The 23,087-nt window shown below is 64.2% G+C and carries 21 protein-coding genes and 2 pseudogenes; 12 read left to right on the forward strand and 11 right to left on the reverse strand.

Annotation, left to right across the window (positions count from 1 at the left end):
* Positions 1-214 (forward strand): L,D-transpeptidase family protein (locus J0I79_RS15070; protein ID WP_292859921.1); only part of this gene is annotated, 214 nt, incomplete at its 5' end.
* Between the two features lie 112 nt (positions 215-326).
* On the opposite strand, the gene J0I79_RS15075 is transcribed toward J0I79_RS15070, so the two are convergent.
* Positions 327-1,862, reverse strand: a complete 1,536-nt coding sequence (locus J0I79_RS15075) for a helicase HerA-like C-terminal domain-containing protein (protein WP_292859924.1) — start codon at positions 1,860-1,862, stop codon at positions 327-329.
* 296 nt (positions 1,863-2,158) lie between these two features.
* Here J0I79_RS15075 and J0I79_RS15080 point away from each other — a divergent pair, with 296 nt between their 5' ends.
* Positions 2,159-3,601, forward strand: a complete 1,443-nt coding sequence (locus tag J0I79_RS15080) for a methylmalonyl-CoA mutase subunit beta (protein ID WP_292859927.1) — start codon at positions 2,159-2,161, stop codon at positions 3,599-3,601.
* Positions 3,598-5,721, forward strand: a complete 2,124-nt coding sequence (gene scpA / locus J0I79_RS15085; RefSeq protein WP_292859930.1) for a methylmalonyl-CoA mutase — start codon at positions 3,598-3,600, stop codon at positions 5,719-5,721. Before J0I79_RS15080 ends, scpA begins: the two co-directional genes overlap by 4 nt.
* A 46-nt stretch (positions 5,722-5,767) precedes the next feature.
* On the opposite strand, the gene greA is transcribed toward scpA, so the two are convergent.
* Positions 5,768-6,250: a transcription elongation factor GreA gene (greA, locus tag J0I79_RS15090; protein ID WP_292859933.1), complete on the reverse strand. Its 483-nt coding sequence runs from the start codon at positions 6,248-6,250 to the stop codon at positions 5,768-5,770.
* Positions 6,251-6,359: 109 nt separating this feature from the next.
* On the opposite strand from greA, the pseudogene J0I79_RS15095 reads away from it, so the two are divergent.
* Positions 6,360-7,490, forward strand: a pseudogene (locus J0I79_RS15095) (TIGR03808 family TAT-translocated repetitive protein); the annotation flags it as partial.
* Here J0I79_RS15095 and J0I79_RS15100 read toward each other — a convergent pair.
* Positions 7,452-7,679, reverse strand: a pseudogene (locus J0I79_RS15100) (LysR family transcriptional regulator); the annotation flags it as partial. The pseudogenes J0I79_RS15095 and J0I79_RS15100 overlap by 39 nt on opposite strands.
* A 114-nt stretch (positions 7,680-7,793) precedes the next feature.
* Between J0I79_RS15100 and J0I79_RS15105 the strand changes: the two are divergent.
* Positions 7,794-8,264, forward strand: a complete 471-nt coding sequence (locus tag J0I79_RS15105; RefSeq protein WP_292860022.1) for a DUF1348 family protein — start codon at positions 7,794-7,796, stop codon at positions 8,262-8,264.
* Between the two features lie 88 nt (positions 8,265-8,352).
* Entirely contained in the window at positions 8,353-8,979 is a 627-nt protein-coding gene (locus J0I79_RS15110) for a pyridoxamine 5'-phosphate oxidase family protein (protein ID WP_292859936.1), read from the forward strand.
* 7 nt (positions 8,980-8,986) lie between these two features.
* Here the strand turns inward: J0I79_RS15110 and J0I79_RS15115 are convergent, their stop codons facing one another.
* The 3 genes from J0I79_RS15115 to ftsE form a co-directional block, all read right to left on the reverse strand.
* Positions 8,987-9,712, reverse strand: a complete 726-nt coding sequence (locus tag J0I79_RS15115) for a YdcF family protein (RefSeq protein ID WP_292859939.1) — start codon at positions 9,710-9,712, stop codon at positions 8,987-8,989.
* A gap of 99 nt (positions 9,713-9,811) precedes the next feature.
* Positions 9,812-10,798, reverse strand: a complete 987-nt coding sequence (locus J0I79_RS15120; protein ID WP_292859942.1) for an ABC transporter permease — start codon at positions 10,796-10,798, stop codon at positions 9,812-9,814.
* Positions 10,791-11,450 (reverse strand): cell division ATP-binding protein FtsE, encoded by a 660-nt coding sequence (gene ftsE, locus J0I79_RS15125; RefSeq protein ID WP_010911739.1) that lies wholly within the window; start codon positions 11,448-11,450, stop codon positions 10,791-10,793. Before ftsE ends, J0I79_RS15120 begins: the two co-directional genes overlap by 8 nt.
* Positions 11,451-11,748: 298 nt before the next feature.
* Here ftsE and J0I79_RS15130 point away from each other — a divergent pair, with 298 nt between their 5' ends.
* From J0I79_RS15130 to J0I79_RS15150, 5 genes are all read left to right on the forward strand, one after another.
* Positions 11,749-12,393 (forward strand): hypothetical protein, encoded by a 645-nt coding sequence (locus J0I79_RS15130; RefSeq protein WP_292859945.1) that lies wholly within the window; start codon positions 11,749-11,751, stop codon positions 12,391-12,393.
* Between the two features lie 23 nt (positions 12,394-12,416).
* Positions 12,417-12,959, forward strand: a complete 543-nt coding sequence (hpt, locus tag J0I79_RS15135) for a hypoxanthine phosphoribosyltransferase (RefSeq protein ID WP_292859948.1) — start codon at positions 12,417-12,419, stop codon at positions 12,957-12,959.
* Between the two features lie 119 nt (positions 12,960-13,078).
* A complete protein-coding gene (locus J0I79_RS15140) occupies positions 13,079-13,450 on the forward strand; it encodes a response regulator (RefSeq protein ID WP_292859951.1) in 372 nt (123 codons plus the stop codon).
* A 100-nt stretch (positions 13,451-13,550) separates the two neighbouring features.
* The gene (locus J0I79_RS15145; protein ID WP_292859954.1) at positions 13,551-15,149 is read left to right on the forward strand and encodes a tetratricopeptide repeat protein; all 1,599 of its coding nucleotides are present in this window, start codon (positions 13,551-13,553) and stop codon (positions 15,147-15,149) included.
* A 25-nt stretch (positions 15,150-15,174) separates the two neighbouring features.
* On the forward strand, positions 15,175-15,672 hold the full coding sequence (locus tag J0I79_RS15150; RefSeq protein WP_292859957.1) for a hypothetical protein: 498 nt from the start codon (positions 15,175-15,177) through the stop codon (positions 15,670-15,672).
* A gap of 2 nt (positions 15,673-15,674) precedes the next feature.
* Here J0I79_RS15150 and J0I79_RS15155 read toward each other — a convergent pair whose 3' ends face one another.
* Positions 15,675-16,628, reverse strand: coding sequence for a DMT family transporter (locus tag J0I79_RS15155; RefSeq protein WP_292859960.1), 954 nt, complete (start codon positions 16,626-16,628; stop codon positions 15,675-15,677).
* Positions 16,629-16,829: 201 nt separating this feature from the next.
* Between J0I79_RS15155 and J0I79_RS15160 the strand changes: the two genes are divergently transcribed.
* Positions 16,830-17,699: a LysR substrate-binding domain-containing protein gene (locus tag J0I79_RS15160; RefSeq protein WP_292859963.1), complete on the forward strand. Its 870-nt coding sequence runs from the start codon at positions 16,830-16,832 to the stop codon at positions 17,697-17,699.
* Here J0I79_RS15160 and J0I79_RS15165 read toward each other — a convergent pair.
* The 4 genes from J0I79_RS15165 to lysA form a co-directional block, all read right to left on the reverse strand.
* A complete protein-coding gene (locus J0I79_RS15165) occupies positions 17,689-18,060 on the reverse strand; it encodes a glyoxalase superfamily protein (RefSeq protein ID WP_292859966.1) in 372 nt (123 codons plus the stop codon). The genes J0I79_RS15160 and J0I79_RS15165 overlap by 11 nt on opposite strands.
* Positions 18,061-18,099: 39 nt before the next feature.
* The gene (locus J0I79_RS15170; protein ID WP_292859969.1) at positions 18,100-20,691 is read right to left on the reverse strand and encodes a TIGR02302 family protein; all 2,592 of its coding nucleotides are present in this window, start codon (positions 20,689-20,691) and stop codon (positions 18,100-18,102) included.
* A gap of 116 nt (positions 20,692-20,807) precedes the next feature.
* Complete coding sequence (locus tag J0I79_RS15175) at positions 20,808-21,746, reverse strand: threonine/serine dehydratase (RefSeq protein WP_292859971.1); 939 nt, start codon at positions 21,744-21,746, stop codon at positions 20,808-20,810.
* 20 nt (positions 21,747-21,766) lie between these two features.
* Positions 21,767-23,035: a diaminopimelate decarboxylase gene (gene lysA / locus J0I79_RS15180; RefSeq protein ID WP_292859973.1), complete on the reverse strand. Its 1,269-nt coding sequence runs from the start codon at positions 23,033-23,035 to the stop codon at positions 21,767-21,769.
* Between the last annotated feature and the right edge of the window lie 52 nt (positions 23,036-23,087).

Below are 23,087 nucleotides of genomic sequence, written 5' to 3' on the forward strand. Positions count from 1 at the left end.
ATCCGTGTCGTCGGGCTGCGTGCGCCTGATGAACCAGGACATCATCGATCTCTACGACCGCGTGCCCTCCAAAACCCCTGTTATCGTGACCAGCGACCCCCGCAACTCGATGGTGGCGACGGCGAACCACCAGGCCATTCCGATCGATGCCGGCGTGCCGGCGGGGTCGGTGCTGCTTGGACCGGTCAAGGCGGTCACCAACGCCATATTCTGATACGGATACCCATGGCCGGCGACCAAGCCAAGAAGGCCGCCTGTCATCCGGAGCCAAGAGAGACTGAAATCGAAGGGCGCCACCGGCGCCCTTCGACGTTTACGGCTAGAGTTCAGCGCCCCTTGGACAGACTACCGAGAATCCCGCGCACGATCGCGCGTCCGACCGAGGAGCCGACCGAGCGCACCACCGACTTGATCGCGGCTTCCGCCACCGTCTGGCGATTGGAGGGGCGCGGCGCAGGCGCGCGGCGGCCGCCAGACTGTGGCGGATCATCGTTGCCGAAGCCAGGAATGGTCCAGCGCGAGCCGCCGCTCCCGGCCTGCTGCTCGGCATCCTGTGCCTCCTTGGCCTTCTTCTGCAATATCTCGAAGGCCGATTCGCGGTCGATGACCTCATCGTACTGGCCCGCGACAGGACTTTCCTGGATCAGCTTCTGCCGCTCGGCAGGGGTTATCGGTCCAAGCCGCGACGAAGGCGGGCGGATCAAGGTGCGTTGAACCATTGACGGAATGCCCTTGGCCTCCAGCGTCGAAACCAGCGCCTCGCCGGTGGCGAGTTGGGTGATGGCGGTGGCGCAGTCGAAATCCGGATTCGGCCGGAAGGTTTCGGCCGCCGTCCTCACCGCTTGCTGCTCGCGCGGCGTATAGGCGCGGAGCGCGTGCTGGACGCGATTGCCGAGCTGGGCCAGCACCTTCTCAGGGATATCCAGGGGGTTCTGTGTGACGAAATAGACGCCGACGCCTTTCGAGCGAATCAGGCGCACCACCTGCTCGACGCGGTCGATGAGAACCTTGGGTGCTTCGTCGAAAAGCAGATGCGCCTCGTCGAAGAAGAAGACCAGCTTTGGCTTGTCGGGATCGCCGACCTCGGGCAGTTCCTCGAACAGTTCCGACATCAGCCAGAGCAGGAAGGTCGCGTAGAGCCGCGGATTCATCATAAGCTTGTCGGCGGCCAGAACGCTGATGGCGCCGCGCCCGTCGCGGGTCGTGCGCATGATATCGGCGATGCGCAAGGCCGGTTCGCCGAAGAAGTTCTTGGCTCCCTGTTGCTCCAGCACCAGCAGCGTGCGCTGGATGGCACCGACCGACGGCTTGGTGACATTGCCGTAGCGCGCGCTGATCTCGTCGGCGCGCTCGGCGATGTTGGCCAGAAGCGCCTGCAAATCCTTGAGGTCGAGCAGCAGCAGGCCCTCCTCGTCGGCGATGCGGAAGGCGATGTTCATGATGCCCTCCTGCGCGTCGGTCAGGTTCATCAGCCGCGACAGAAGCAGCGGGCCCATTTCGGAAATCGTGGCCCGGATGGGGTGGCCCTGCTCCCCGAACAAGTCCCAGAATATGACTGGAAATTCCTGGAAGTCGTAAGGATCGAGCTTGACCTGCTCGGCGCGCTTGACCAGGAAATCCTGCGCCGTACCCATCATGGCAATGCCGGACAAGTCGCCCTTGATATCGGCGCAGAAGACCGGCACGCCGGCATTGGAAAACCCCTCTGCCAGGATCTGCAAGCTGACGGTCTTGCCGGTGCCCGTGGCACCGGTCACCAGGCCGTGGCGATTGCCATACTGCAACAACAGCTGCTCGGGGCGCTGATAACTGTCGTCGGGCTTGCGGCTGGCGCCGATGAAAATACTGGTGTCGTCAGCCATATCCAGGGTCTCCGCAAATCGATGTGTCCAAAGCCAGCCTTTAACCAAAGGTATAGTGAGGCTGCCGGGCAGCTACAATGCCAATCGTCCAAACGGGCAATCGCCGAAAATCGGTTTTTTGGAACTTGCGGATTGTGCTGGTGTTTGGCAATCGTTCATGGTTCGTCCACGCGGGCCATCCTATATCTGATGGATGACGGTTGGCCTGCGGAAGTGCTTTGCATTGCGGTAATGTACCGGGGACCTTAGACTGAATGCTCCCGGCTGATGCGGCCGCGAGAAAACGAGGAATATGGATGGGCGCCGGAGCCTTGACCAGGGATGTCGAACGAGCGGATGCCGAGCGCCAGCGATGGCTGGCCCTGGCGGAAAAGGCGTTGGCCGGCGCATCCTTCGAGGAAAAGCTGGTTTCGCACACCGACGACAACATCCGCATCGAGCCGCTCTACGACCGCGCGACGGGAGCCGAGCCGATCGTGCGCACGAATCCGCGATCGCCCTGGATCGTCAGCCAGCGTGTCGACGACCCCGACATCGATCGCGCCAAGGCTCAGGCGCTGGACGATATCGCGCAAGGCGCGACAGGGTTGTCGCTTGTCTTCGAAGGCGCGCCGAACGCCTTCGGCTACGGCTTGCCCAGGACGCCGCAGGCGCTCGAGACGGTGCTGGACGGTGTTCCCCTCAATCGGGTTCAGATTCGTATCGATACCCATCCGTGGAGCCGGCCGATGGCCGACTGGCTGGTGGCATTCCTGAGCAAGCGCCGCTCCGATCCGGCAAAGCTCAATCTGTCCTTCGGCATCGATCCCGCCGCTATCCTTGCCGGCACCGGGCGGCTGCGCATGTCGATCGAGGCGCTACAGGAATCCATGCCGCAGTCGCTGGCGCATTTCTTCTCGATGGGCGTGCCTGGCGTGCTTCTCGAGGCGGATGGTCGCGTCTTCCACAATGCCGGCGCCACGGAGGCGCAGGAACTCGGCATCATGCTGGCTTCGGCGGTTTCGTATCTGAGGATGTTCGAAAAGGCCCGGCAGCCGCTTGTCTACGCGGCGCCGCATATCGGCTTCGCGCTCAGCGTCGACCAGGACCAGTTCCTGTCGATGGCCAAGGTACGCGCCTTGCGCAGGCTGTGGGCACGGGCGCAGGAGGCCTGCTCGATCCCCAATTCGGCGGCCAACATCCATGCCGAGACATCGTTTCGCATGATGGCGTCGCTGGATCCGGAAACCAACATCCTGCGCACGGCCATTGCCGGTTTCGGCGCGGCGGCTGGCGGAGCGGATTCAATCTCCATACTCCCGCACACGATCGTGCACGGCCTGCCCGCGGCTTTCGCGCGCCGCGTTGCCCGCAACGCTCAGCTGATCATGGCCAATGAAAGCCATATCGATCATGTCGCCGACCCAGCCTACGGGTCGGGCGCGGTCGAGGCGCTGACGTCGGACCTTTGCGAGGCAGCCTGGAGGGAGTTGCAGACGATCGAGGCCGAGGGGGGCGTTCTGTCAAGCCTGCGCGACGGACACATCCAGCAGCGCGTCCGCACTGCCACCGCGCGACGCGACGCCGCCTTCAGGGCCGGAGAGAAGACCATCATCGGCACCACGCTCTATCCGCAGAAAAGCGAGCGTCCGGTCGAGACGCTCGACGCGGAACGGCGGCCTGCTTTCACCGAAGGTGTCGTCTTGTGCGAACCGCTGGTGCCGACACGTATTGACCAAGCCATCGGGGCCGCCTCTTGATTCCGGATTTCAGCCAGATCGGTTGGGTGCCGCCACGCCGCGCGCCGATCGAGGTCAAAGGGCAGCGGACGACGCCGGAGGGCCTTGTCGTCAAGCATCTGTACAACCAGGGCGACCTCAAGGGTCTGCCGCATCTTGATACCTATCCTGGCCTGCCGCCTTTCGTGCGCGGCCCCTACCCGACCATGTATGTCCAGCAACCCTGGACAATCCGGCAATATGCCGGCTTCTCCACGGCCGAGGAGTCCAACGCCTTCTACCGGCGCAATCTTGCCGCCGGCCAGAAGGGCCTGTCGGTCGCCTTCGATCTGGCCACGCATCGCGGCTACGACAGCGACCATCCGCGGGTTGCCGGCGATGTCGGCATGGCGGGCGTCGCCATCGATTCCATCCTCGACATGCGGCAGCTGTTTGAGGGCATTCCACTTGGCGACATGACGGTGTCGATGACCATGAACGGCGCCGTGCTGCCGATCATGGCGCTCTATATCGTGGCGGCCGAGGAACAGGGCGTGGCGCAGAAGGATCTGGCCGGCACCATTCAGAACGACATTCTGAAGGAGTTCATGGTCCGCAACACCTATATCTATCCGCCAAAACCCTCGATGCGGATCGTTTCGGACATCTTCTCCTACACCTCCAGGAACATGCCGAAGTTCAACTCGATCTCGATCTCCGGGTACCACATGCAGGAAGCCGGCGCGACGGCCGACCTGGAACTCGCCTATACGATCGCCGACGGCATCGAATATGCCCGCGCCGGTGTCGCGGCAGGCCTCGACATCGACCGCTTCGCGCCGCGCCTGTCCTTCTTCTGGGCGATCGGCATGAACTTCTTCATGGAGGTGGCCAAGCTCAGGGCCGCTCGCCTGTTGTGGGCAACGCTGATGAAGAAGAATTTCGCGCCGAAGGACGAGCGTTCGCTGTCGCTGCGCACCCATTGCCAGACATCAGGCTGGTCGCTGACGGCGCAGGACCCCTACAACAACATCATCCGCACCATGCTCGAGGCGATGGCCGCGACCCAGGGCCACACCCAGTCGCTGCACACCAACTCCTTCGACGAGGCGATGGCGTTGCCGACCGACCATTCGGCACGGATCGCGCGCAACACGCAGCTCATCCTGCAGAAGGAATCCGGCACCACGCGCATGATCGATCCCTGGGGAGGGTCGGCCTATGTGGAGCGGCTGACCCATGATCTGGCGGCGCGCGCGCTGAGCCATATCGAGGAGGTCGAGAGCCTCGGCGGCATGGCCGCCGCGACCGAGCAAGGCATTCCAAAGCTGCGTATCGAGGAAGCGGCGGCGCGTACGCAGGCGCGTATCGATTCCGGCGAGCAGATGCTGGTTGGCGTCAACGCACATCGCCCGGAGAACGATATCGAGGTCGACGTGCTCAAGATCGACAATGCCGAGGTCAGGGCCCGGCAATTGTCGAAGCTGCAGCGGCTCAAGGGCACGCGCGACGTCGCGGCCGTCGAAAGCGCCCTGGATGCGTTGACCCGTGCAGCGCAGGGAAACGAAAACCTGCTGGAGTTCGCCATCCGCGCCGCGCGCGCCAATGCGACGGTCGGCGAAATCTCCTTTGCCCTGGAAAGAGCCTTCGGCCGCCACGTCGCCACGGTCCAGACCATTTCGGGCGTCTACCGCAAGGCGCTTGGCGACAGTCCCGTGGTCGACAGGTTGCAGGACAAGCTTGATGCTTTCGAGAAGAAGACCGGCGGCAAGCCGCGCATCCTCGTTGCCAAGATGGGACAGGATGGCCACGACCGTGGCCAGAAGGTGATCGCCACCGCCTTCGCCGATCTCGGCTTCGACGTCACCGTCGGCGCGATGTTCCAGACGCCGGAAGAGATCGCGAAACTGGCGGTCGAGCACGACGTCCACATCATCGGCGCCTCCTCGCTGGCGGCGGGGCACCTGACGCTGATCCCGGAACTCAGGGATGCGCTGAAAAAGCTCGGCCACGCCGACATGCTGATCGTCGCCGGCGGCGTCATCCCGCCGCAGGACTACGATGCGGTGCTGGAGGCCGGTGCGGCGGAAATATTCCCGCCGGGCACGGTCATTCCGGAAGCGGCAGACCGGTTGTTGGATCGGTTGCTGGGAGCCGAATAGCAGTTACCGCAAGCCCAATTCATGAAAACTCAATCAAGCTGGACGACTAGTTCTCCAGCTTGTCTGAAAGCTTGACGATCTCCCACTCCTTGCCGTTGACGGCGGCGACGTCGCCTACCTTCTTGCCGAACAGCGCCACCGCCATTGGCGAAACATGTGAGATGCTGCCCTTCGACGGGTCGGCTTCGTCCTCGCCGACGGTCTTCCAGTGCACCTTCTTGCCGTCGTCGCCTTCCAGCGTGACGCCCATGCCGAAGCGTACGACGTCGCTGCCGGGCTCGGGCACGGAAAGCTCGGCGTTTTCGCGCCGCGCGGTCCAGTAGCGCAGGTCGCGCGACACGACCGCGATACGCTCGCGGTCGGCTTTCTTCTCGGCCTTTGCCAGGATATCGCGCAGATCGGCCAGATTGCCCTCGATCTGCGCCAGGCCACGCTCCGTCACCAGATTGCGGTGTTGGCTGATCGGCCGCTCGCCGACCCCGGCGATGGCGTTTTCGCTGTCTTCTTCTCGGGTAAAAGCTCTGCTCATCTCCTGAACTTAGGCACCTGTGGGCTGCTCGGCAAGCCATTGGCCGACGAGACACGATGGCTGGCATGATTCCTGCGACGCCAGGGGCGGACACCAGGACCCTGTGCCGATGTTGAACAGAAGAACGCTGCTGACCGGGACCACCGGCTTTGCCGTCATGGGCCTCGCGCTCGGCAAGGCGACCGCCGCCAGCCTGACCGGCATTGAGAAAGCCTCGATGCGCGGCTCGATCAACGCCACCGAACTTGGCGTGCAGCCCGGAACCTTTGACGATCAGAGCAAGGCCTTCGCCAAGCTGCTGCGCGATGCGAACAGCCGCGACATGGCGGTGTTCCTGCCGGCGGGCACCTATGTCGTGTCCAACCTCTCGCTGCCCAGCCGCGTGCGCCTCTCGGGCGTGCCGGGCGCGACCCGCATCGTCTATGGGGGCGACGGCCATCTCTTCATGGCCGAACAGGCCGAGCATATCGAGCTCAGCGGCCTGGTCTTCGACGGATCGAACCGCTCGATCGGCGATTACGCGCAGGGGCTGCTGGATCTGCGCCGGGTCGGGCATCTGGTGGTGGACAATTGCCAGATCACCGGCAGCGGCAAGAACGGGCTTTCCCTGGAACATGCAGCGGGCCGCATCGAACGCTCCGACATATCGGGCGCCGCCGACGCCGGCATCTATTCGGTCGAGGCGGCCGGGCTGGCGATCACAGGCAACACGGTCTCCGACTGCGCCAATGGCGGTATCCTCGTGCACCGCTGGCAAGCGGCCGAAGACGGCACCATGGTCACCGGCAACCGCGTCGAGCGCATCGGCGCGCGCAGCGGCGGAACCGGCCAGAACGGCAACGGCATCAACGCCTTCCGCGCCGGCAATGTCGTCATTTCGGGCAATGTGGTTTCGGATTGCGCTTTCTCGGCGATCCGCGCCAACAGTTCCAGCAATCTGCAGATATCGGGCAATACCTGCTCGCGTTCGGGTGAAACGGCGGTCTATTCCGAATTCTCGTTCGAAGGCGCTGTCATCAGCAACAACATCGTCGACGGCGCCGCCAACGGCATCTCGATCGTCAACTTCAACGAAGGCGGCCGCATGGGCGTCTGCTCCGGCAACATCGTGCGCAATCTGTCGACATCAGGCCCCTACACCGCGGACCCGCCGGGATTCGGCGTCGGCATCGCGGTCGAGGCCGACACCATCGCCTCCAACAACGTCATCGAGAATGCGCCGACAGGCGGCAAGATAGGCGTGCCCGGCATCGGTCAGGGTCAGCCGCCGCGTCGAGCGGGTCAGCAGACGCGTGTTCAGATGTCGCTCCAGCTCGGAAATCTTGCGGCTGACGGTCGCCAGCGGAATGCCCAGCTGGCGTGCGGCGCCGGAAAGGCTGCCAGCCTCCACCGCGCCTATGAACAGGGACATGGCCTCCAGACGATCCATATTTCTTCCGTAAAATGGAAGGAAGGGTTACAGATATGCCAGCTACATCTGGATGATGGAAGGCTCCATATTCGCTGCCTGAGTGCAGGCGGTCTTGAGCAGGAGAGAATTGCCGTGTCTGAAAGCCGTCCGCCGCTTCCGCCCTTCACCGCCGAGACCGCCGCGCAGAAGGCGCGCATGGCCGAGGATGCCTGGAATTCGCGCGATCCCGCGCGGGTGGCGCTCGCCTATACGGCGGACAGCCGCTGGCGCAACCGCGCCGAATTCCTGCAGGGGCGCGAGGCCATCCAGGCTTTCCTGACGCGCAAATGGGCGCGTGAACTCGACTACCGGCTGATCAAGGAGGTGTGGGCCTTCCACGGCAACCGCATCGCCGTGCGCTTCGCCTATGAATGGCATGACGATTCGGGCTCATGGTTCCGCAGCTACGGCAACGAGAACTGGGAGTTCGACGAGCATGGCCTGATGCGGCTACGCATCGCCAGCATCAACGACCTGCCGATGGCCGAGGCCGACCGCAAATATCACTGGCCGCTCGGCCGCCGCCCGGACGACCATCCATCGCTCTCGGCGCTAGGACTTTAGCTCTTTGTTTTTTAGCAATTCCGGACGGAAAACCGTTTCACACTTTTCCTGGAATTGCTCTGGCTCAGCCTTCCGAGGAGGCGTTTCGATGAACGCGCATGCCTTTACCAGCGACGTCGCCTTTACGCCGACCGTCAAGGCGATCCAGGCCCGCAAGGGTTCACGCCAGTCCTATGCCCGGATCGAGGAGCGCGGCGGCTGGCAGGACGTCATCACGCCGGATCTTGCCGCCTTCATCGGGATGCAGACCAGCGTCTTCCTGTCGACGGCCAATGGCGAGGGCCAGCCTTACATTCAGCATCGCGGCGGCCCGGCCGGTTTTCTCAAGGTGCTCGACGAAAAGACGATCGGCTTCGCGGATTTTTCCGGCAACAGGCAGTTCATCACGCAGGGCAACCTGGCCGACAATCCACGAGCCTTCCTGTTCCTGATCGATTACATGATGCGCCAGCGCATCAAGATCTGGGGTAACGCGCGTGTCGTCGAGAATGATGCCGAGCTGACGGCCAGGTTGATGCCACAGGACTACAGAGCCCGCCCCGAGCAGGTCATCCTGTTCACCGTCTCGGCCTGGGACGCCAATTGCCCGCAACACATCCCGCAGCGCTTCGAGGCCGCCGACGTGGCGGCAGCGCTTGGCGAACGCGACAGGCGCATCCAGGGGCTCGAACAGGAGATCGCGCGGCTGAAGGCAGGTGCCTCTGCCAGTAAATGATTAGGGCTCAGCCGCCGGCCGCGGTCTCGGCCAGTGCGATGCCATCGGGTGTCGGCCTAACAGGCACGATGCCGCGCGCCAGCGCCAGCAGATATTTGGTGTATTCGGTGAACAGCACGCGCAGCGCCCGTGGCTTGGTCAGCCAGTTGCCATTGTCGAGATTGGCGTTGACCACCGGATAGGGCTCCAGCTTGGCCTTATGGAGCAGCCGGCCCATTTCCAGCAGGCTGCGCGGCATGTGGTAGTTGTTGGTGACGAGGATGACCGTGCCGTAGGCATGGCTCTCCACCCATTTGGCGCTTTCCTCGGCATTGCCGATCGTGTCCAGCGCGGCGCGGTCGATGTCGACGCAGCAGGAAAACAGCCTGACGTCGCCGCCCGTCGCGGCCTGCAACTGGTGGCGGCTGGCGGAAGGATGCACACCGCTGATCAGCAGCCGTTCGCCTTTTCCGGAGGCCAGAAGGTCCATCGCGGCGTCAAGGCGAGACTGGCCGCCGGTCAACACGATGATCGCATCGGCCTTGGCCGGATTGGCCGGCGTGGTCATGTGGCCGACCTTGTTGGCGAACCAGCCGAAGCCGCCGGCGAACATGGTGGCGAGCAGGATGAGGGAAAAGGCCGAGATACGCAGCGCGGCCCTGAGGCGGCTAAACTTCTGGTGGTCGCGCGAACGGGCAACCACCACTGGCATCTGTCCAGCCGTCCCGGTCGAATCCCGCGCGTCCATGGGCATATGGTTAACCCCGAAATGCGGTCTTTGGTAGGTAGAAGACGCACTTTGCGTTACGCCAATTCTCCATCCGTGATCGCGCGATCTCATGGGCCGGTCGCCTTATGCATCGGGCTGGCGAACGTCGATGTCGCTGAGATAGGCGACGACGGTGGCGTGCGAGGTCGCGGCGGTCAGCGCACCGATGACCAGCACCATGAGGACCACGCCGAGATAGCCGGCCGAGCCGATGGCGAAATTGCCGAACAGGGCGGTTGCCTGATCGGCCTGGGGCGTCGCCATGTTGCGCGACGACCACCAGGAAAAGACGATGAAGACCAGCACGGCGGCCGCGCCGCCGGCGGCCGCGCCCTTCATGCCGGTGACCAGGAAATGGCGGCGGAATTCGCGCGCGATGAAGGCCGCCTCGGCGCCGACGAAATGCAGCACCTCGATGATGTGGCCATTGCCGGCCATGGCGCCACGCGTGGCAAAAACCACGGTCAGGACCGTGGCCGACAGCATCAGGGCCAGCACGGCGACGCCGATGGTCACCGTGGTGCGGGCCATGGCCACCAGCCTGTCGACCCAGGTGCGATGGTCGTCGAGCGAGGCGCTCGGCAGCTTTGGCGTGATCGCGGCGCGCATGGCGGTGAAGTCGGGCGGGCTGTTCTCGTCGATGGTGACGATGATCAGGCGCGGCACCGGCAAGTCGTCGATGTTGAGGCCCGAACCCAGCCATGGCTCAAGCAGCCGTGCGGTCGCGTCGCGGTCGATGATGCGGGTTGACTTCACGCCCGGGAATTCGCCGGCGATCTGCGAGGCCTGGGTAAGCGCCGCCTCCATGTCGAGGCCGTCGGCCGGTTTGATCTGGATCGTCGCCTCGCGCGAAATCTGGTTCTCCCAGACCGAGGCGGTGTCGCGCACCAGCGTCACCGCTCCGAAAGTCAGGCAGGAGAGGAAGGTCATGATGGCGATGACCAGCACCAGCGCGCGGCCGGCTATGTTCTGAGCCGGCACGATCGGCGCCATCCGGCGCTGGGCGCGTTGCCTCGCGGGCGCTACCTCCGCCTCCTGTTCGTCAAGATGTTCGGCGGACAGGTCAGTCATAGATGTCCAGCCTTCCGCCCGCCAGGATCATGCGGCGCGCGTCGACCTGTTCCATCAGGCCAAGATCGTGGGTCGCGATCACCACGGCGGTGCCGAGACGGTTGAGCTCGATGAACAGCCTGAGCAGACGGCGCGCCAGCGGCGGGTCGACATTGCCGGTCGGCTCGTCGGCCAGCAGGATCTCCGGCTGCTCGATCAGGGCGCGGGCGATCGCCGCGCGCTGCTTCTCGCCGCCCGACAGGACCGGCGGCAGCACATGCATGCGCTCGCCCAGTCCCACCCACTTCAACAGCTCTGTAACGTCGGTTCGGTAGCTCGCCTCCTCGCGCCCGCGCACGCGCAGGGGCAGCGCGACATTCTCGTAGGTGGTCATGTGGTCCAGCAGGCGAAAGTCCTGGAACACCACGCCGATGCGCCGCCGGAGATGCGGCAGTTCGGTGCGCGAGATGCGCGAACGGTCCTTGCCGAAAATGGTGATCAGCCCGCGCGTCGGCTTCAGCGACATGAACAGAAGGCGCAGCAGCGTCGTCTTGCCGGCGCCGGAGGGCCCGCTCAGGAACTGGAACGAGCGCTCCGGTATGTGCAGGGAAATGTCGCGGAGGATTTCCGGACCCATGCCATAGCGAAGGCCGACATTTTCGAAGCGAATCAATTTCGACGACCTGCAATTAAGAGCATGATGCCGAAAAGTGTCGGGCGGGTTTCGGGCGACATCGTGCTCTATCTCTGATTCAGAGGCGGATTTGGATTTCAGGTCGAATCGACCTGAAATCATCCGGCCCTGGCGGCGGCGAACCGGCCGTTTGTGAGAAAAGACCATCGGCCGGCATGGTTAACCGGCGGTTAATTGCTGGGCTATTTCGGCGTCTCACGAGGGCTCCGGTGGGGAAGCGTTAACCATTTATGTTTACGCAAAAGAAACGAAAAGCGAACAGGTGCAATAACGGGCCATGATGGCTGACGAGCGAACCGCGCGCCCGGTTTCCGGCGAAATCATGACCGATCCGCCGGCAATTGCCGTCGCGGACCGGATCGTGCGCGGTCCGGCGGCCGACATCGTCGACGCCGACTATGTGGTGACACCACGGCGTGCCCCGGTCATCGAAGCGGTATCGTCCCCGCAGCGCGTCGTCGCAACGCCGGCCATCGAGGGCATGGACATGCTGCGCAGGCCGGAAGCGCCGGCGGAGCGGCCGCCCGCCTCGCGTGGCGGGCCGATCTTCTGGATCGCAGGCATTGGAGCCGCCCTTGCCGCCTTCTGGGTTTCCGGCGGGCATGCGCTGATGCGCCACACGCCTTTCCTGTCTGACACGCCGGCGTCCGCGCTGACCATTTCGGGCGTCACCTCACGCGTCGACGCCTCCGGTCCCAATCCCGTGCTGTTCGTCGACGGCGAGGCCGCCAATGACGGGGTAGGGCCAACGCCTCTGCCGCCGCTCGAGATCCGGGTTACAGGCAATGACGGCCGCCTGACCCGCTATACGTTGGGGACATCCGGGCGTTTGCTGGCTTCGGGGGAAAGATTCGGCTTTGCCAGCCGGCTCGACGTGCCTAGAAACGGGGTCAAGACCGTTTCGGTCACCTTCGCCGAATAGGCGACCACCGGGGAACATCATCAATGCCCATCGTACGCGGCAAGGACATCGAAGTCCTGTTTTCGGCGTCCGCCATCGCGCGGCGCAATCTGGAACTCGCCAAGGACATCGCCGAGCACGACTATCACGATCTCCTGGTGATTTCGGTGCTGAAAGGCTCGTTCATCTTCGCGGCCGATCTCATCCGCGCCATGCATGATGTCGGCCTGTCGCCCGAGGTCGAGTTTATCTTCATTTCCAGCTACGGCGCCGGCACCACCAGCGGCGAGGTGCGGGTTCTGCGCGACATCGACAATGAGGTCGCCGGCCGCGATGTGCTTTTGATCGACGACATCCTCGAATCGGGAAAGACGCTGACCTTCACCCGCGACCTGATGCTGTCGCGCGGCGCCAGGAGTTGTTCCATCGCCGTGCTGCTCGACAAGCGCATGCGCCGCCAGACCGCGCTCAACGCCGATTATGTCGGTTTCGACTGCCCGGATTACTTCGTCGTCGGTTACGGCATGGACGTGGCGCATGCCTTCCGCGAACTGCCGTTCGTAGGCGTCGTCAAGGGCGATGTCTGAGGCCCGCGCCGCGATGCGCGAGTGCTGAAAAAGACCTTAACGACGGCAAGAAAATTTGCCCTGCCGGCCCGCCGTGGCCTTCAGGAAAAGTCAACGTTTCGCCGCCAAATATGCCGGCCATGGCAAAGCTTCTGATCGTCGAGGACGATGAGTCCGTCCGCACCCTCGCAGCCCGCGCGCTCGAACGCGCCGGCCATGCAATCGATATCGCGGCCGACGGCGCGCAAGGCCTGGCGCAGATACGCGCCGCGCAGGGCGGCTATGACCTCGTCGTGTCCGACATCCGCATGCCGGAAATGGACGGCATCGAGATGGCGATCGCGGCGGCGGCCCTTTTCCCGGCGATGAAGATCATGCTGATGACAGGCTATGCCGACCAGCGCGAGCGCGCCGAGGAGTTGAACGGCATCATCCTCGATGTCGTGCAGAAGCCGTTCACGCTCGCCGAAATCCGCGCCCGGGTCGAAAAGGCGATCGCCTGCTTCGCCTGAGACATTTCGCGCGCTAACCAAGTTGCCGTAAAAAAACCGCGCTGCGTGACAATCTATCTTCGCATCCCCTAATATGCCTTGGGGATTGTGGGTGGGTGGCATGGCGCGCCAGCGTCGCAAGGCTGAATCGACAGTGGCGGAAGAGACCGGAGGCAAGGCAGGAGCTTCGCCGCCGAAGCCGCGCACCCGGCTGCGCGAGCGGTTCTCGCTTGCCGGCTTCGACACCTGGTCGACCACGGTTCGCAGCATCTTCCTCAACGCGCTGTTCCTGGTCGCGGTGATCGTCGTTTTTCCGGTGCTGGTCAGCCAGTTCCGCCGCGACGAGGTGGTTATCGAACCGATCGCCGTGCCGGAGGCGCTGAGCAAGGAGGGGCTGACCGCCGATGTCGCCGCAAGCCGTGTCTGGGATGGGCTGCAGGACGTGGCGGCCAAGGCCAAGACCAGCAAGGCGAGCATCTCCGCCATCCCGCAATCGCGCCGGGTCGAGTTTTCCTTCCCCGATTCCGGCTTCTCGATCGAATCGCTGATCTTCCATGTGCGCCGCCTGTTCAACGCCTATGAGACGCGCATTTCGGGAGAATTCGTCTGTTCCGACGCGGCCTGCGCGCGATCGGGCCTGCGGTTGCGCCTGAGGGTTGTGCGCGACACGGTCGAAATTATCGATCTGCCTGCTATCGGCGATGAGCCCGAACGGCAGTATTTCGCCGACGCGGCCTCCAGCATCATGGCCACACTCGACCCGTTCATCGCCATCGCGGCCGATGCCGAGAAGGAGCCTTTGCGGGCAACCACGCTGGCGCGGCGGCTGATCCGCTCGCACCACAAGGATGCGAAGTGGGCCTATAATCTCGTTGGTCTGATCCGTTACAACGCCAATGACCTGCCGGCGGCGACCGAGGATTTTCGCGCCGCGATCGCGCTCGATGCCGGCTTCCTGCCGGCCCGGCTCAACCTTGGAAATGTGTTGCGCGTCTCCGGCGATCTCGACGGTGGGCAGGCGGAGTTCAACGAGGTTCACAGCCGCGACGCGAGCAATGCGCTGGCCGTCGAAGGTTTCTCCGACATCGCAATGGCGCGCAAGCAGCCGGACGAGGCGATAAAATTCCTGATCCAGGCGGCCGATCTCGATCCGGAGAATCCGCGCTACTATGCCAAGGCCGGCAAGATCGAACTCGATCGCGGGCGCAAGGAGCAAGGTGTGGACCTGTTGCGCCGCTCGCTGGAACTCGATCCCGGCTATCTCGTGGCGTTCGCCTATCTGGCGTCGATGTATCTCGGCGACAGCAATTACGAGGAGGCGGAAAAGGTCTTTCGCGACGCCGCCGACTATTCGCCGCAGAATGCGCAGGCGCAGGCCGAGGACGCCAATCTGCTCGCTTTGCTTCACAAATGGGACCAGGCGGCCGAGCGCTACAATCGCGCCAAGACGCTCGAACCCGCCAATGCCGGCTACTGGCTGGAATATGGGCGTTGCCTGCAGGCGCTGGAAAAGCAGAAAGAAGCACTGGAGGCGCTGGAAACGGCGGTGAAACTCGCGCCGGAAAAGGCCGAAATCTACAGCGCTCTCGGCGACAGCTACCGCGACACCGGCCGCAAGCCCGAAGCCATCGCCGCCTACAAGAAGTTCCTCGAACTGGACAAGTCGAACTCGCCGACGCGGCCGGTCATCCAGCGCTTCATCGAAATCCTGTCCGGCTGAGTCAATCGAGATATTGGGGTGATGAATGCTGCGAGTTTTTTCGGCCTTTGTCGTGCTGGCAATTTTTTGGGTCAATCCCGCGCGTGCCGGCATTGGGGAACAATTCGGCGCGCGGGATCCGGCTGTTTGCCCGGAAACGACCAGCGAGCCCAGTGATGGGCCAATCTCCGCCGAGCAGGCCTCGGTCTATGTGCTTTGCGAAGTCGAATATTATTCCACGCATAGCGGCGATCTGAAACTGGCGGAATTCACACCCATCGAGGTTGGCGAACCTCGTACGTTTAACATCGATCACGATCCGTCGGCCGCGGATTCGGACCAGCCGATTCAAGACATCTATGCGCAGCGGTACATCACCTACACGTGCAGTCCGCTCAATGACAGCAATCAGGGATCGAACTGCACTTCGCTGGAGATCGACAATGCCGAAGGCGAATGTTTCAAGACGCGGCAGGGGCTATGGCGCTGCGTGTTCGCGATCAACGCCAACTACATCACAGGCAGAGGGCCGCCGCCGCAGTGATCTCAGCCAGTCGTCTCGCCCGCTGACGCAAGCACCGGGACGACGCTCTTGCGCCGTGCCGTGTTGAGCGCCAGCAAGCCGGCGCCGATGATCAGCGCCGCACCGATGACGGTCGTTGACCTGGGCACCTCGGCGAAGAACAGGAACCCCCACAGCGGCGACCACAGGATGCCGGTGTATTCGAAGGTGGCGACGCGGTTGGCGGGCGCCAGCCGGTAGCCTTGCGACAACAGGATCATGCCGGCGGAGGCGACGAAACCGCAGGCCGCCATTTTCAGGAAATCCGGCAGCGTCGGCCATACCCACGGCCGAACCAGGAATTCCAGGCTTGGGTGGACGGCGTGGGTTATGCCGGCAAGGTGGAACGCGCCGGCAACCACGATCGCGCCGGTCAGATAGGCGCCGTTCTGGTAGAAGGCCATCACGGTCGACGATTCGGTATCGCCGATCTTGCGCGCCATCAATTGCGAGAAGGCGTAGAGCACGGCCGAGCCCAGCGACAGCAGGGCAGCCCAGTCGAACAGGCCGGCCCCCGGACGCAGCATGACCAGCACGCCGAGCAGGCCGATCAGCACCGTCGCCAGCGTCTGCCAGGAAACGCGCTCGCCGAGATAGGGACCGGCCATCGCCATGATGCAGAGCGGCGCCATGAAATAGAGGGCCACGGCGTCGGCGAGCGGCAAGGCGGCGATGGCCAGATAGTAGACGGTGTAGGAAGTGAACTGGATGAAGGCGCGCGTCGTCAGCATGCCGAACCGCCTCGACCAGATGGCCTTCAGTCCGACATCGATGTGGACCAGAAAGATCAGGATCGGCAGGGCGACGATCGCGCGGATCGCCATCACCTCGGTGACGGGGTAACCGCCCGACACGGCCTTGACGAGCGGGTCCTGAAGCGAAAACACCAGCACCCCCAGGCACAGGCTCAGTATGCCGCGCACCATCTGGTTCTGCATCTGCGTCAGGGCTCCCGCACCTACGGTAAAAAGAACCCGCCACCGTTTCGGGCAGCGGGCATGAGTGAGGACTCTTTGATTGGTCCGCAGCCGACAAATCAGCCGCTTATCCAATGGGTGAGGCGACTATCATCTGGCGTTTGACATGTTGCAAACGAATTGGGATGATGCCAGTGATCAAAAATTCTTATGGCGGATTTTATGCGCCCGACCCTCGACAGCGATCTTCTGCGCACCTTCGTCGCCATTGCCGAGGCCGGCAATTTCACCAGGGCCGCGGAACTGGCCGGCCGCACCCAGTCGGCTGTGTCGATGCAGATGAAGAAGCTCGAGAGCCTGGTGGGCGACAGCCTGTTCGAGCGCGGTTCACGCGGTGTCGCGCTGACGCGGCGAGGCGGCGAGCTGATCGTCAATGCCCGTCGCATCGTTTCGCTGCTCGATGAAACGGCGGCCTCGATGACCGCGGCGCCGCTCGGGGGGCCGGTGCGTATCGGCATTCCCGAGGAATATGGCCACGCCATCCTGTCGCGCGCGCTGGGCGCCTTCTCGAAGCGCCACACCAAGGTCGAGGTCACCGTCCGCTACGCGCATTCGGAGGCGCAGATCGCCGCGCTCGCCGCTGGCGAACTCGATCTCTGTGTCGTGTTCGAATGGCAGGATCCTTCGGGTGGCGAAGTGCTGATGCATGACCCGACCGTCTGGGTGACGTCGGCCTTCCACCACACACACGAAGAGCGTCCGGTCCCGATCGCGCTCTACAACCGGATCAGCTGGTGCAAGCACTTCGCCATCAAATCGCTGGAACAGCGCGGGCTCGCCTACCGCGTCGCCTATACCAGCGACACCACGGGCGGCCTGAAACTCGCTGTCACGTCGGGCCTGGCGATCGCGCCGATCTCGCGCAGCAACATTCCGGCGGACTGCCGCGAACTGACCGCCGCCGACGGGTTCGGCGACATCGATTCATCGAATGTGGTTATGCACCGCAACCCGAATGCTTCGGGGGAGGCGATCGATGGGATGGAGGAAGCGATCCGCGAGGCGTTCGTCAACAGCAGGGTCAGTCTCTGACATCTTCATAGAAGGTCAGGCGGTTGCCGAACGGATCGTCGACCGTGACCTCCCTCGTCTTCCAAGGCGTCTCCTCCAGACCCGGCCCGGCAAAGCGGTACTTCCTGGCGGTCAATTCATGGTGGAGCCCCGCAACGTCGGTCGTCTCGATCCGGATGTGGGAGCCCGGCGTGCCATCGCCATGATGTTCGCTCAGATGCAACACGCAGCCGTCACGGCAAACACCCGTATAGAGCGGCGCGTTGTCATTGAAGCGGTGTTCGAACTGCACTTTAAAGCCGAGAAAGCCGACGTAGAATTCGTGCGCCTTGGCAACATCGAATATCCGCAGGATGGGAGTGACGGTGCTCAGCTTCGGCACGGCGGTACAATCGCTTGAGAGGGTTTTGGACGGAAGGGCCTATTTCAGCTCCAACAGCCGTTCGAGGTAGCTGCGTTCGATATCGGGGCTGAGCGCGTTGCCGAGCCGCTTGCGGATCGCTTCCAGGATCTGGCGGGCGCGCTGCACGTCGATCTCGTCGGGCACCTTCACCGAATCGCCGAAGTCGGGGCCCTGGCTGGCGCGTGGCCGGCCAAGCGGATCGCGGTCGGCGTTCTGCTGACGGCCGCCTTCCTGGCTGCCGCCCTGGTCGCCCTGCATGGCCTGCATCTGCTTCATCATGTCCTTGGCGCCCTTGCGCAGCGCCTCCAGCGCCCGGCCCTGGTGGCCGACGGCCTCGTCGCCCTGGCCTTCGCCCAGCGCCTGCTCGGCGCTGCCCATCGACTTGCCGGCCTCGCCAAATCCTTCATTGGGCTCCATGCCCATGCCTTCGAGGCTCTTCTTCAGCTGTTCGAGATCGCTTTTGAGCTGGCCCTGGCCTTCCTGCAGCTGCTTCAGCGCATCGGCGAATTCCTGCGGCGTCATCGGCTTCTGCCCGGCTTGCGGGTCTTGCCCGCCACCCTGCTGGTCCTGCTCCTGGCCGCCCTGGCCCAGCTGCTCGTCACGGTTCTGTCCGCGCTGCTGCTCGCCGCGCCGCATCTGGTCCATGCGGAAGGTGTCGTTCATCATCTCCTGCTGACGCCGCAGGATATCGCCGAGCTTGTCCATCTGCTGGCGCATCTGGCTGTCCTGCTCGCCGCCCTGCTGCTGGCGTCCGGCCTGGAGGTTGTTCATCATGTCCTGCAACTGCGACAGCAATTGCTGCGCCTTGTCGCGGTCACCCGACTTCGCCAGGTTCTCGATCTGGTCCATCATGCGGTCGATGTCGCTCTGGCGCAGTTCCTGGCCGTTCTGCTGCATCTGCGGCGCATTCGGATTCTGCTTGGCGCGTTCGGCGAATTCCTGCAGGAACTGGTTCATCGCCTCGCGCAGTTCCTTCATCGCCTTCTCGATTTCCTGGTCGCTGGCGCCGTTCTTGATGGCGTCCTGCAGCGCCTGCTGCGCCTGGCGCAACCGCTTTTCGGCGGCCGAGAGGTTGCCCTCCTCGATGCCGAGCGCGATCTCCCAGAGATAGGCCACTTCGTTGCGCAACTGGTCGTCGTTCTGCGCCAGCTTCAGCCGGCTGCGCGCGCTCATGATGGCGAGGTAGTGGGACATGTTGGAGAACGTGTCTTCCGGCCTCAGCGTGATGGCGTCGATCAGGTCGAGCACGCGCGGCTTGGCGTTGGCGTCGAGCGCCAGCAGGCGGCGCTGTTCGATCACCGCGCGGGCCAGCGGGTTGGTGAAGGGCCTTTCGGGCATGACAAGCGTCTTGGTTTCGCTCGAGGCGGTGTGACCGGCGTCGTCGGTGGCAACCAGCGTCAGCTTGATGCTGCTGCCGGCCCAGACATGCTCGGTCAGGTCCTTCGTGGTGCGGGCTGCGTTCGACTTGCCGCCACGGCGCGGCAGCGTCAGCGGCATGTCGGGCGGACCATAGAGCGGATGCGCGTCCGGCGCCTGTGGGTCGGCCAGCGAGAAGACCGCCTTGGCGGTGGCGGCGCCATAATCGTCATCGATCTGGTAGTTGAGTTCGAAGGCGCCATTGGCGGCGCGCTTGGGCTCGCCGACGAAGCGGATCTGCGGCGGCTTGTCCGGAATCACCGCGAAGGCCCAGCGGTCAAGGTTTTCGTCACCCGATTTCAGCGTCAGCGTGCCGTCGCCGGCGAGCTTACTTGTAAACTGGCGCACCTTGGCGGGGGAGGCCGGGGACGGCGCCGAGGATTTGGCTGTGGTGGCGGCTTGCGGCGCGGCAGGGTCGATGGCGCGCTCGTTGCCGTCCTTGTCGGCATAGGCAAGCGTTTCTTCGCCCGAGCCTCCGGTCACCCGCAACGAGACATCGCTGCCCTCGGGGACGTGGAAGGTGGGTGTCGCCTGGTTGGCGTCAGCGGTGAGGAAGACCGGCGGCTTGCCGGTGTAGGCCGGCGGCGTGACCCATGCGTCGATGCGCGGCGGCACGGCGTCGTGAACGCCCTGGGCGCTGAAGCCGTCTTCTATCCTGCCGCCTTCCGGCCCGAAGGAAAAGGCGAAGGCGGTGACCAGCAGAAGCGCGGCCACGGCGCGCAGCCCCCAGGGGTCGCGCTCCGGCACTTGCGTGCGCGGCAGGTCGGCGCCGAGGCTGTCGAGCCTGCCGGCCATACGCTTCTGGTGCTCGCGCCACAGCGCCTGCGAGAAGCTGCTTTCGCGGCCGCTCGGCCGGTCGGTCTGCACCTGCACGGGGCTGTGCAGCAGCTGGTTGGCGGCTTCGATGCGGCGGTCGACCTCGGCCGCCGCCGGGATGCGGAAGAACCGAAACGGATAGAGGGCGGCGAGCCCAGCCAGGCCGAACGCCGCGACAAGGCCTATGCGCGCTACATCCGGCAGCCGGGAGAAGATGCCGAACCACGAGGCGCTCAAAAACAGGCAGGCCACAATGATGAGCGGAAGCAGCAGCGGCCAGCCGCGCTCGGCAATCATCGAGACCCGTGTCGCCAGCCGGCTCAGAGCCAGGCGTCCGGCCAGCCCGCGATCACTGCTGAAGATGGGTCGTTGCGTCATCGGCCCTTCCTGGACTCGGGCTGAACGGCCCGATCCTCACGATTCGAAGTTTACCAGCAAACACGGCAAAGGCGAGGCGATTGGTAAAAACGTGAAGGCCGTTGAAAGGGTTGCGCTCAGAAAGTGGCGGGGTTGGCGTTGGCGCCACAGACCAGCACCGCAACCCGTTCGCCCGGTGCCGGCGTATAGCGACCGGAAAGGACAGCCGCGAAGGCTGCCGCACCGCCCGGTTCGGAAATGATGCGTACCCGGTTCCACAGCGCCTTCTGCGCGGCAATAATGTCGTCATCGCTGACCAGGATCGAGCGTTCGACGAAGGCTTCGGCGATGGGAAACATCATTTCGCCGACGCGCTTCGGCGCCAGCGAATCGGCGGCTACGCCTTCCGCCGGCGCGTCGACGGGATGGCCCGCCTCGAAGGCACGGTGCAGCGTCGGCGCGCCCTCGGGCTCGATGGCGACGATGCGGATGCGGCCGGCATACCAGGCGGCGATGCCGCCGATCAGGCCACCACCGCCGACAGCGACCAGCAGCGTATCGATCTCGGGCAGGTCCGCTTCGATCTCCAGCCCCAGCGTGCCCTGGCCGACCAGCGTTTGCTCCTGGTTGAAGGCGTGGATCGGCAAGGCGCCGGTCTTTGCGGCGAAATCCTCGCTGGCGGCGAGCGCCTCGGCGTAGCGGGCGCCGCCCACCACGAGGTCGGCGCCATAGCCGCGAATACGGTCCAGCTTGGCCTGCGGACTCACCTCGGGGACGAAGATCGTCGCCTTGTGGCCAAGCCGCATGGCGGCGTAGGCGACGGCGGCGCCGTGATTGCCGCCCGACGCGGCTACCACGCCGGCTTCGGGAACCGGCCGCTCCAAAAGATTTGTGAAGGCGCCGCGCGCCTTGAACGAGCCGGAATGCTGCAGGCATTCGAGCTTGAGGTCGACCGCCAGCGGCGGCCGGTCGAAATCGGCCATGTCGACGCGCAGCACCGGCGTGTGCCTGATATAGGGGCGGATACGCGGCTCCATCGCGGCAATGCGTTCGCGGGTGATGGTGGTTTCCGGCATGGCTATCTCCTCCCTTGCAGCTACTTCAGCCAGTCCGGCACCGAATCAAGCCCGATCAGGTCGTCATAGGTCAGGCGCGGGCGCACGACGTGGAAGCGGTCGCCATCGACCAGAACCTCGGGCACCAGCAGGCGGGTGTTGTAGGTGCCTGCCTGCACCGCGCCATAAGCGCCGGCCGTGGAGACGGCGACGAGATCGCCGGCCTTCAGCCTCGGCAGGTCGCGGTCGAGGCCGAGATAGTCCCCGGTCTCGCAGACCTGGCCGACCACGTCGACCATCATGCGCGGCGTGTCGGCCGGCGGCTGCACGACCGGCCTGATGTCGTGGAAGGCGTCGTAGAGCGTTGGCCGGATCAGATCGTTCATGGCGGCGTCGACGACGAGGAAATTCTTGGCGTCGCCTTCCTTCACGAAAATCACTTCGGAGACCAGGATACCGGCATTGCCAACGATCAGCCGGCCCGGCTCGAACATCACCTTCAGCCCGAGCCTGGTGACATGCTTGCGCACGATCTGGGCGTAGGCATCGGGGAGAGGCGGCGGATTGTTGTCGACGCGGTAGGGAATGCCGAGCCCGCCGCCGAGATCGACATGATCGATCGCGTGGCCGTCGCCGCGCAGCACGCCGACCAGGTCGACCAGCAGGGCGAAAGCGTCGTCGAAGGGCTGCAGTTCGGTGATCTGGCTGCCGATATGGGTATCGATGCCGGTGACCTTGATGCCGGGAAGCTCCGCCGCGCGGCCATAGACATGCCGCGCACGCTGCCATGGAATGCCGAACTTGTTCTCCGCCTTGCCCGTGGAAATCTTCTTATGGGTCCTGGCGTCGACATCGGGATTGATGCGCAGCGAAACCGGCGCCACCTTGCCGAGCGCCGTGGCGCGGGCCGACAGGAGTTCAAGTTCCGGCTCGGATTCGACATTGAAGCAGAGAATGCCGGCTTGAAGCGCGAAGTCCATTTCACGCGCCGTCTTGCCGACGCCCGAGAACAGGATCTTGCCAGCCGGAATGCCAGCGGCTAGCGCGCGGCGCAATTCGCCTTCCGAGACCACGTCGGCGCCGGCGCCAAGCCTGGCCAGGGTGCGCAGCACCGCCTGGTTGGAATTGGCCTTCATGGCATAGCAGACCAGCGCGTCCAGCCCGGAGAAGGCCTGGGCGAAGACGCGATAGTGCCTGGTCAATGTCGCCGTCGAATAGCAATAGAACGGCGTGCCGACCTGAGCGGCGATATCGGGGATTGCCACGTCCTCGGCATGCAGCACGCCGTCGCGGTAGTCGAAATGGTTCACGGGAGTGGTTCCGGAAAAATTGGACCGGATCGGATGTGAAACCGATCCGACC

Source organism: Mesorhizobium sp. (assembly GCF_017306585.1).
GTDB lineage: Bacteria > Pseudomonadota > Alphaproteobacteria > Rhizobiales > Rhizobiaceae > Mesorhizobium.

Bases quoted from the DNA above. Each gene is read 5' to 3' on its own strand.
- J0I79_RS15075 (WP_292859924.1), bottom strand. From the start codon at position 1,862: ATGGCTGACGACACCAGTATTTTCATCGGCGCCAGCCGCAAGCCCGAC.
- J0I79_RS15080 (WP_292859927.1), top strand. From the start codon at position 2,159: ATGGGCGCCGGAGCCTTGACCAGGGATGTCGAACGAGCGGATGCCGAG.
- greA (WP_292859933.1), bottom strand. From the start codon at position 6,250: ATGAGCAGAGCTTTTACCCGAGAAGAAGACAGCGAAAACGCCATCGCC.
- J0I79_RS15110 (WP_292859936.1), top strand. From the start codon at position 8,353: ATGAACGCGCATGCCTTTACCAGCGACGTCGCCTTTACGCCGACCGTC.
- J0I79_RS15115 (WP_292859939.1), bottom strand. From the start codon at position 9,712: ATGCCCATGGACGCGCGGGATTCGACCGGGACGGCTGGACAGATGCCA.
- J0I79_RS15120 (WP_292859942.1), bottom strand. From the start codon at position 10,798: ATGACTGACCTGTCCGCCGAACATCTTGACGAACAGGAGGCGGAGGTA.
- J0I79_RS15130 (WP_292859945.1), top strand. From the start codon at position 11,749: ATGATGGCTGACGAGCGAACCGCGCGCCCGGTTTCCGGCGAAATCATG.
- hpt (WP_292859948.1), top strand. From the start codon at position 12,417: ATGCCCATCGTACGCGGCAAGGACATCGAAGTCCTGTTTTCGGCGTCC.
- J0I79_RS15140 (WP_292859951.1), top strand. From the start codon at position 13,079: ATGGCAAAGCTTCTGATCGTCGAGGACGATGAGTCCGTCCGCACCCTC.
- J0I79_RS15145 (WP_292859954.1), top strand. From the start codon at position 13,551: ATGGCGCGCCAGCGTCGCAAGGCTGAATCGACAGTGGCGGAAGAGACC.
- J0I79_RS15150 (WP_292859957.1), top strand. From the start codon at position 15,175: ATGCTGCGAGTTTTTTCGGCCTTTGTCGTGCTGGCAATTTTTTGGGTC.
- J0I79_RS15155 (WP_292859960.1), bottom strand. From the start codon at position 16,628: ATGCAGAACCAGATGGTGCGCGGCATACTGAGCCTGTGCCTGGGGGTG.
- J0I79_RS15160 (WP_292859963.1), top strand. From the start codon at position 16,830: ATGCGCCCGACCCTCGACAGCGATCTTCTGCGCACCTTCGTCGCCATT.
- J0I79_RS15170 (WP_292859969.1), bottom strand. From the start codon at position 20,691: ATGACGCAACGACCCATCTTCAGCAGTGATCGCGGGCTGGCCGGACGC.
- J0I79_RS15175 (WP_292859971.1), bottom strand. From the start codon at position 21,746: ATGCCGGAAACCACCATCACCCGCGAACGCATTGCCGCGATGGAGCCG.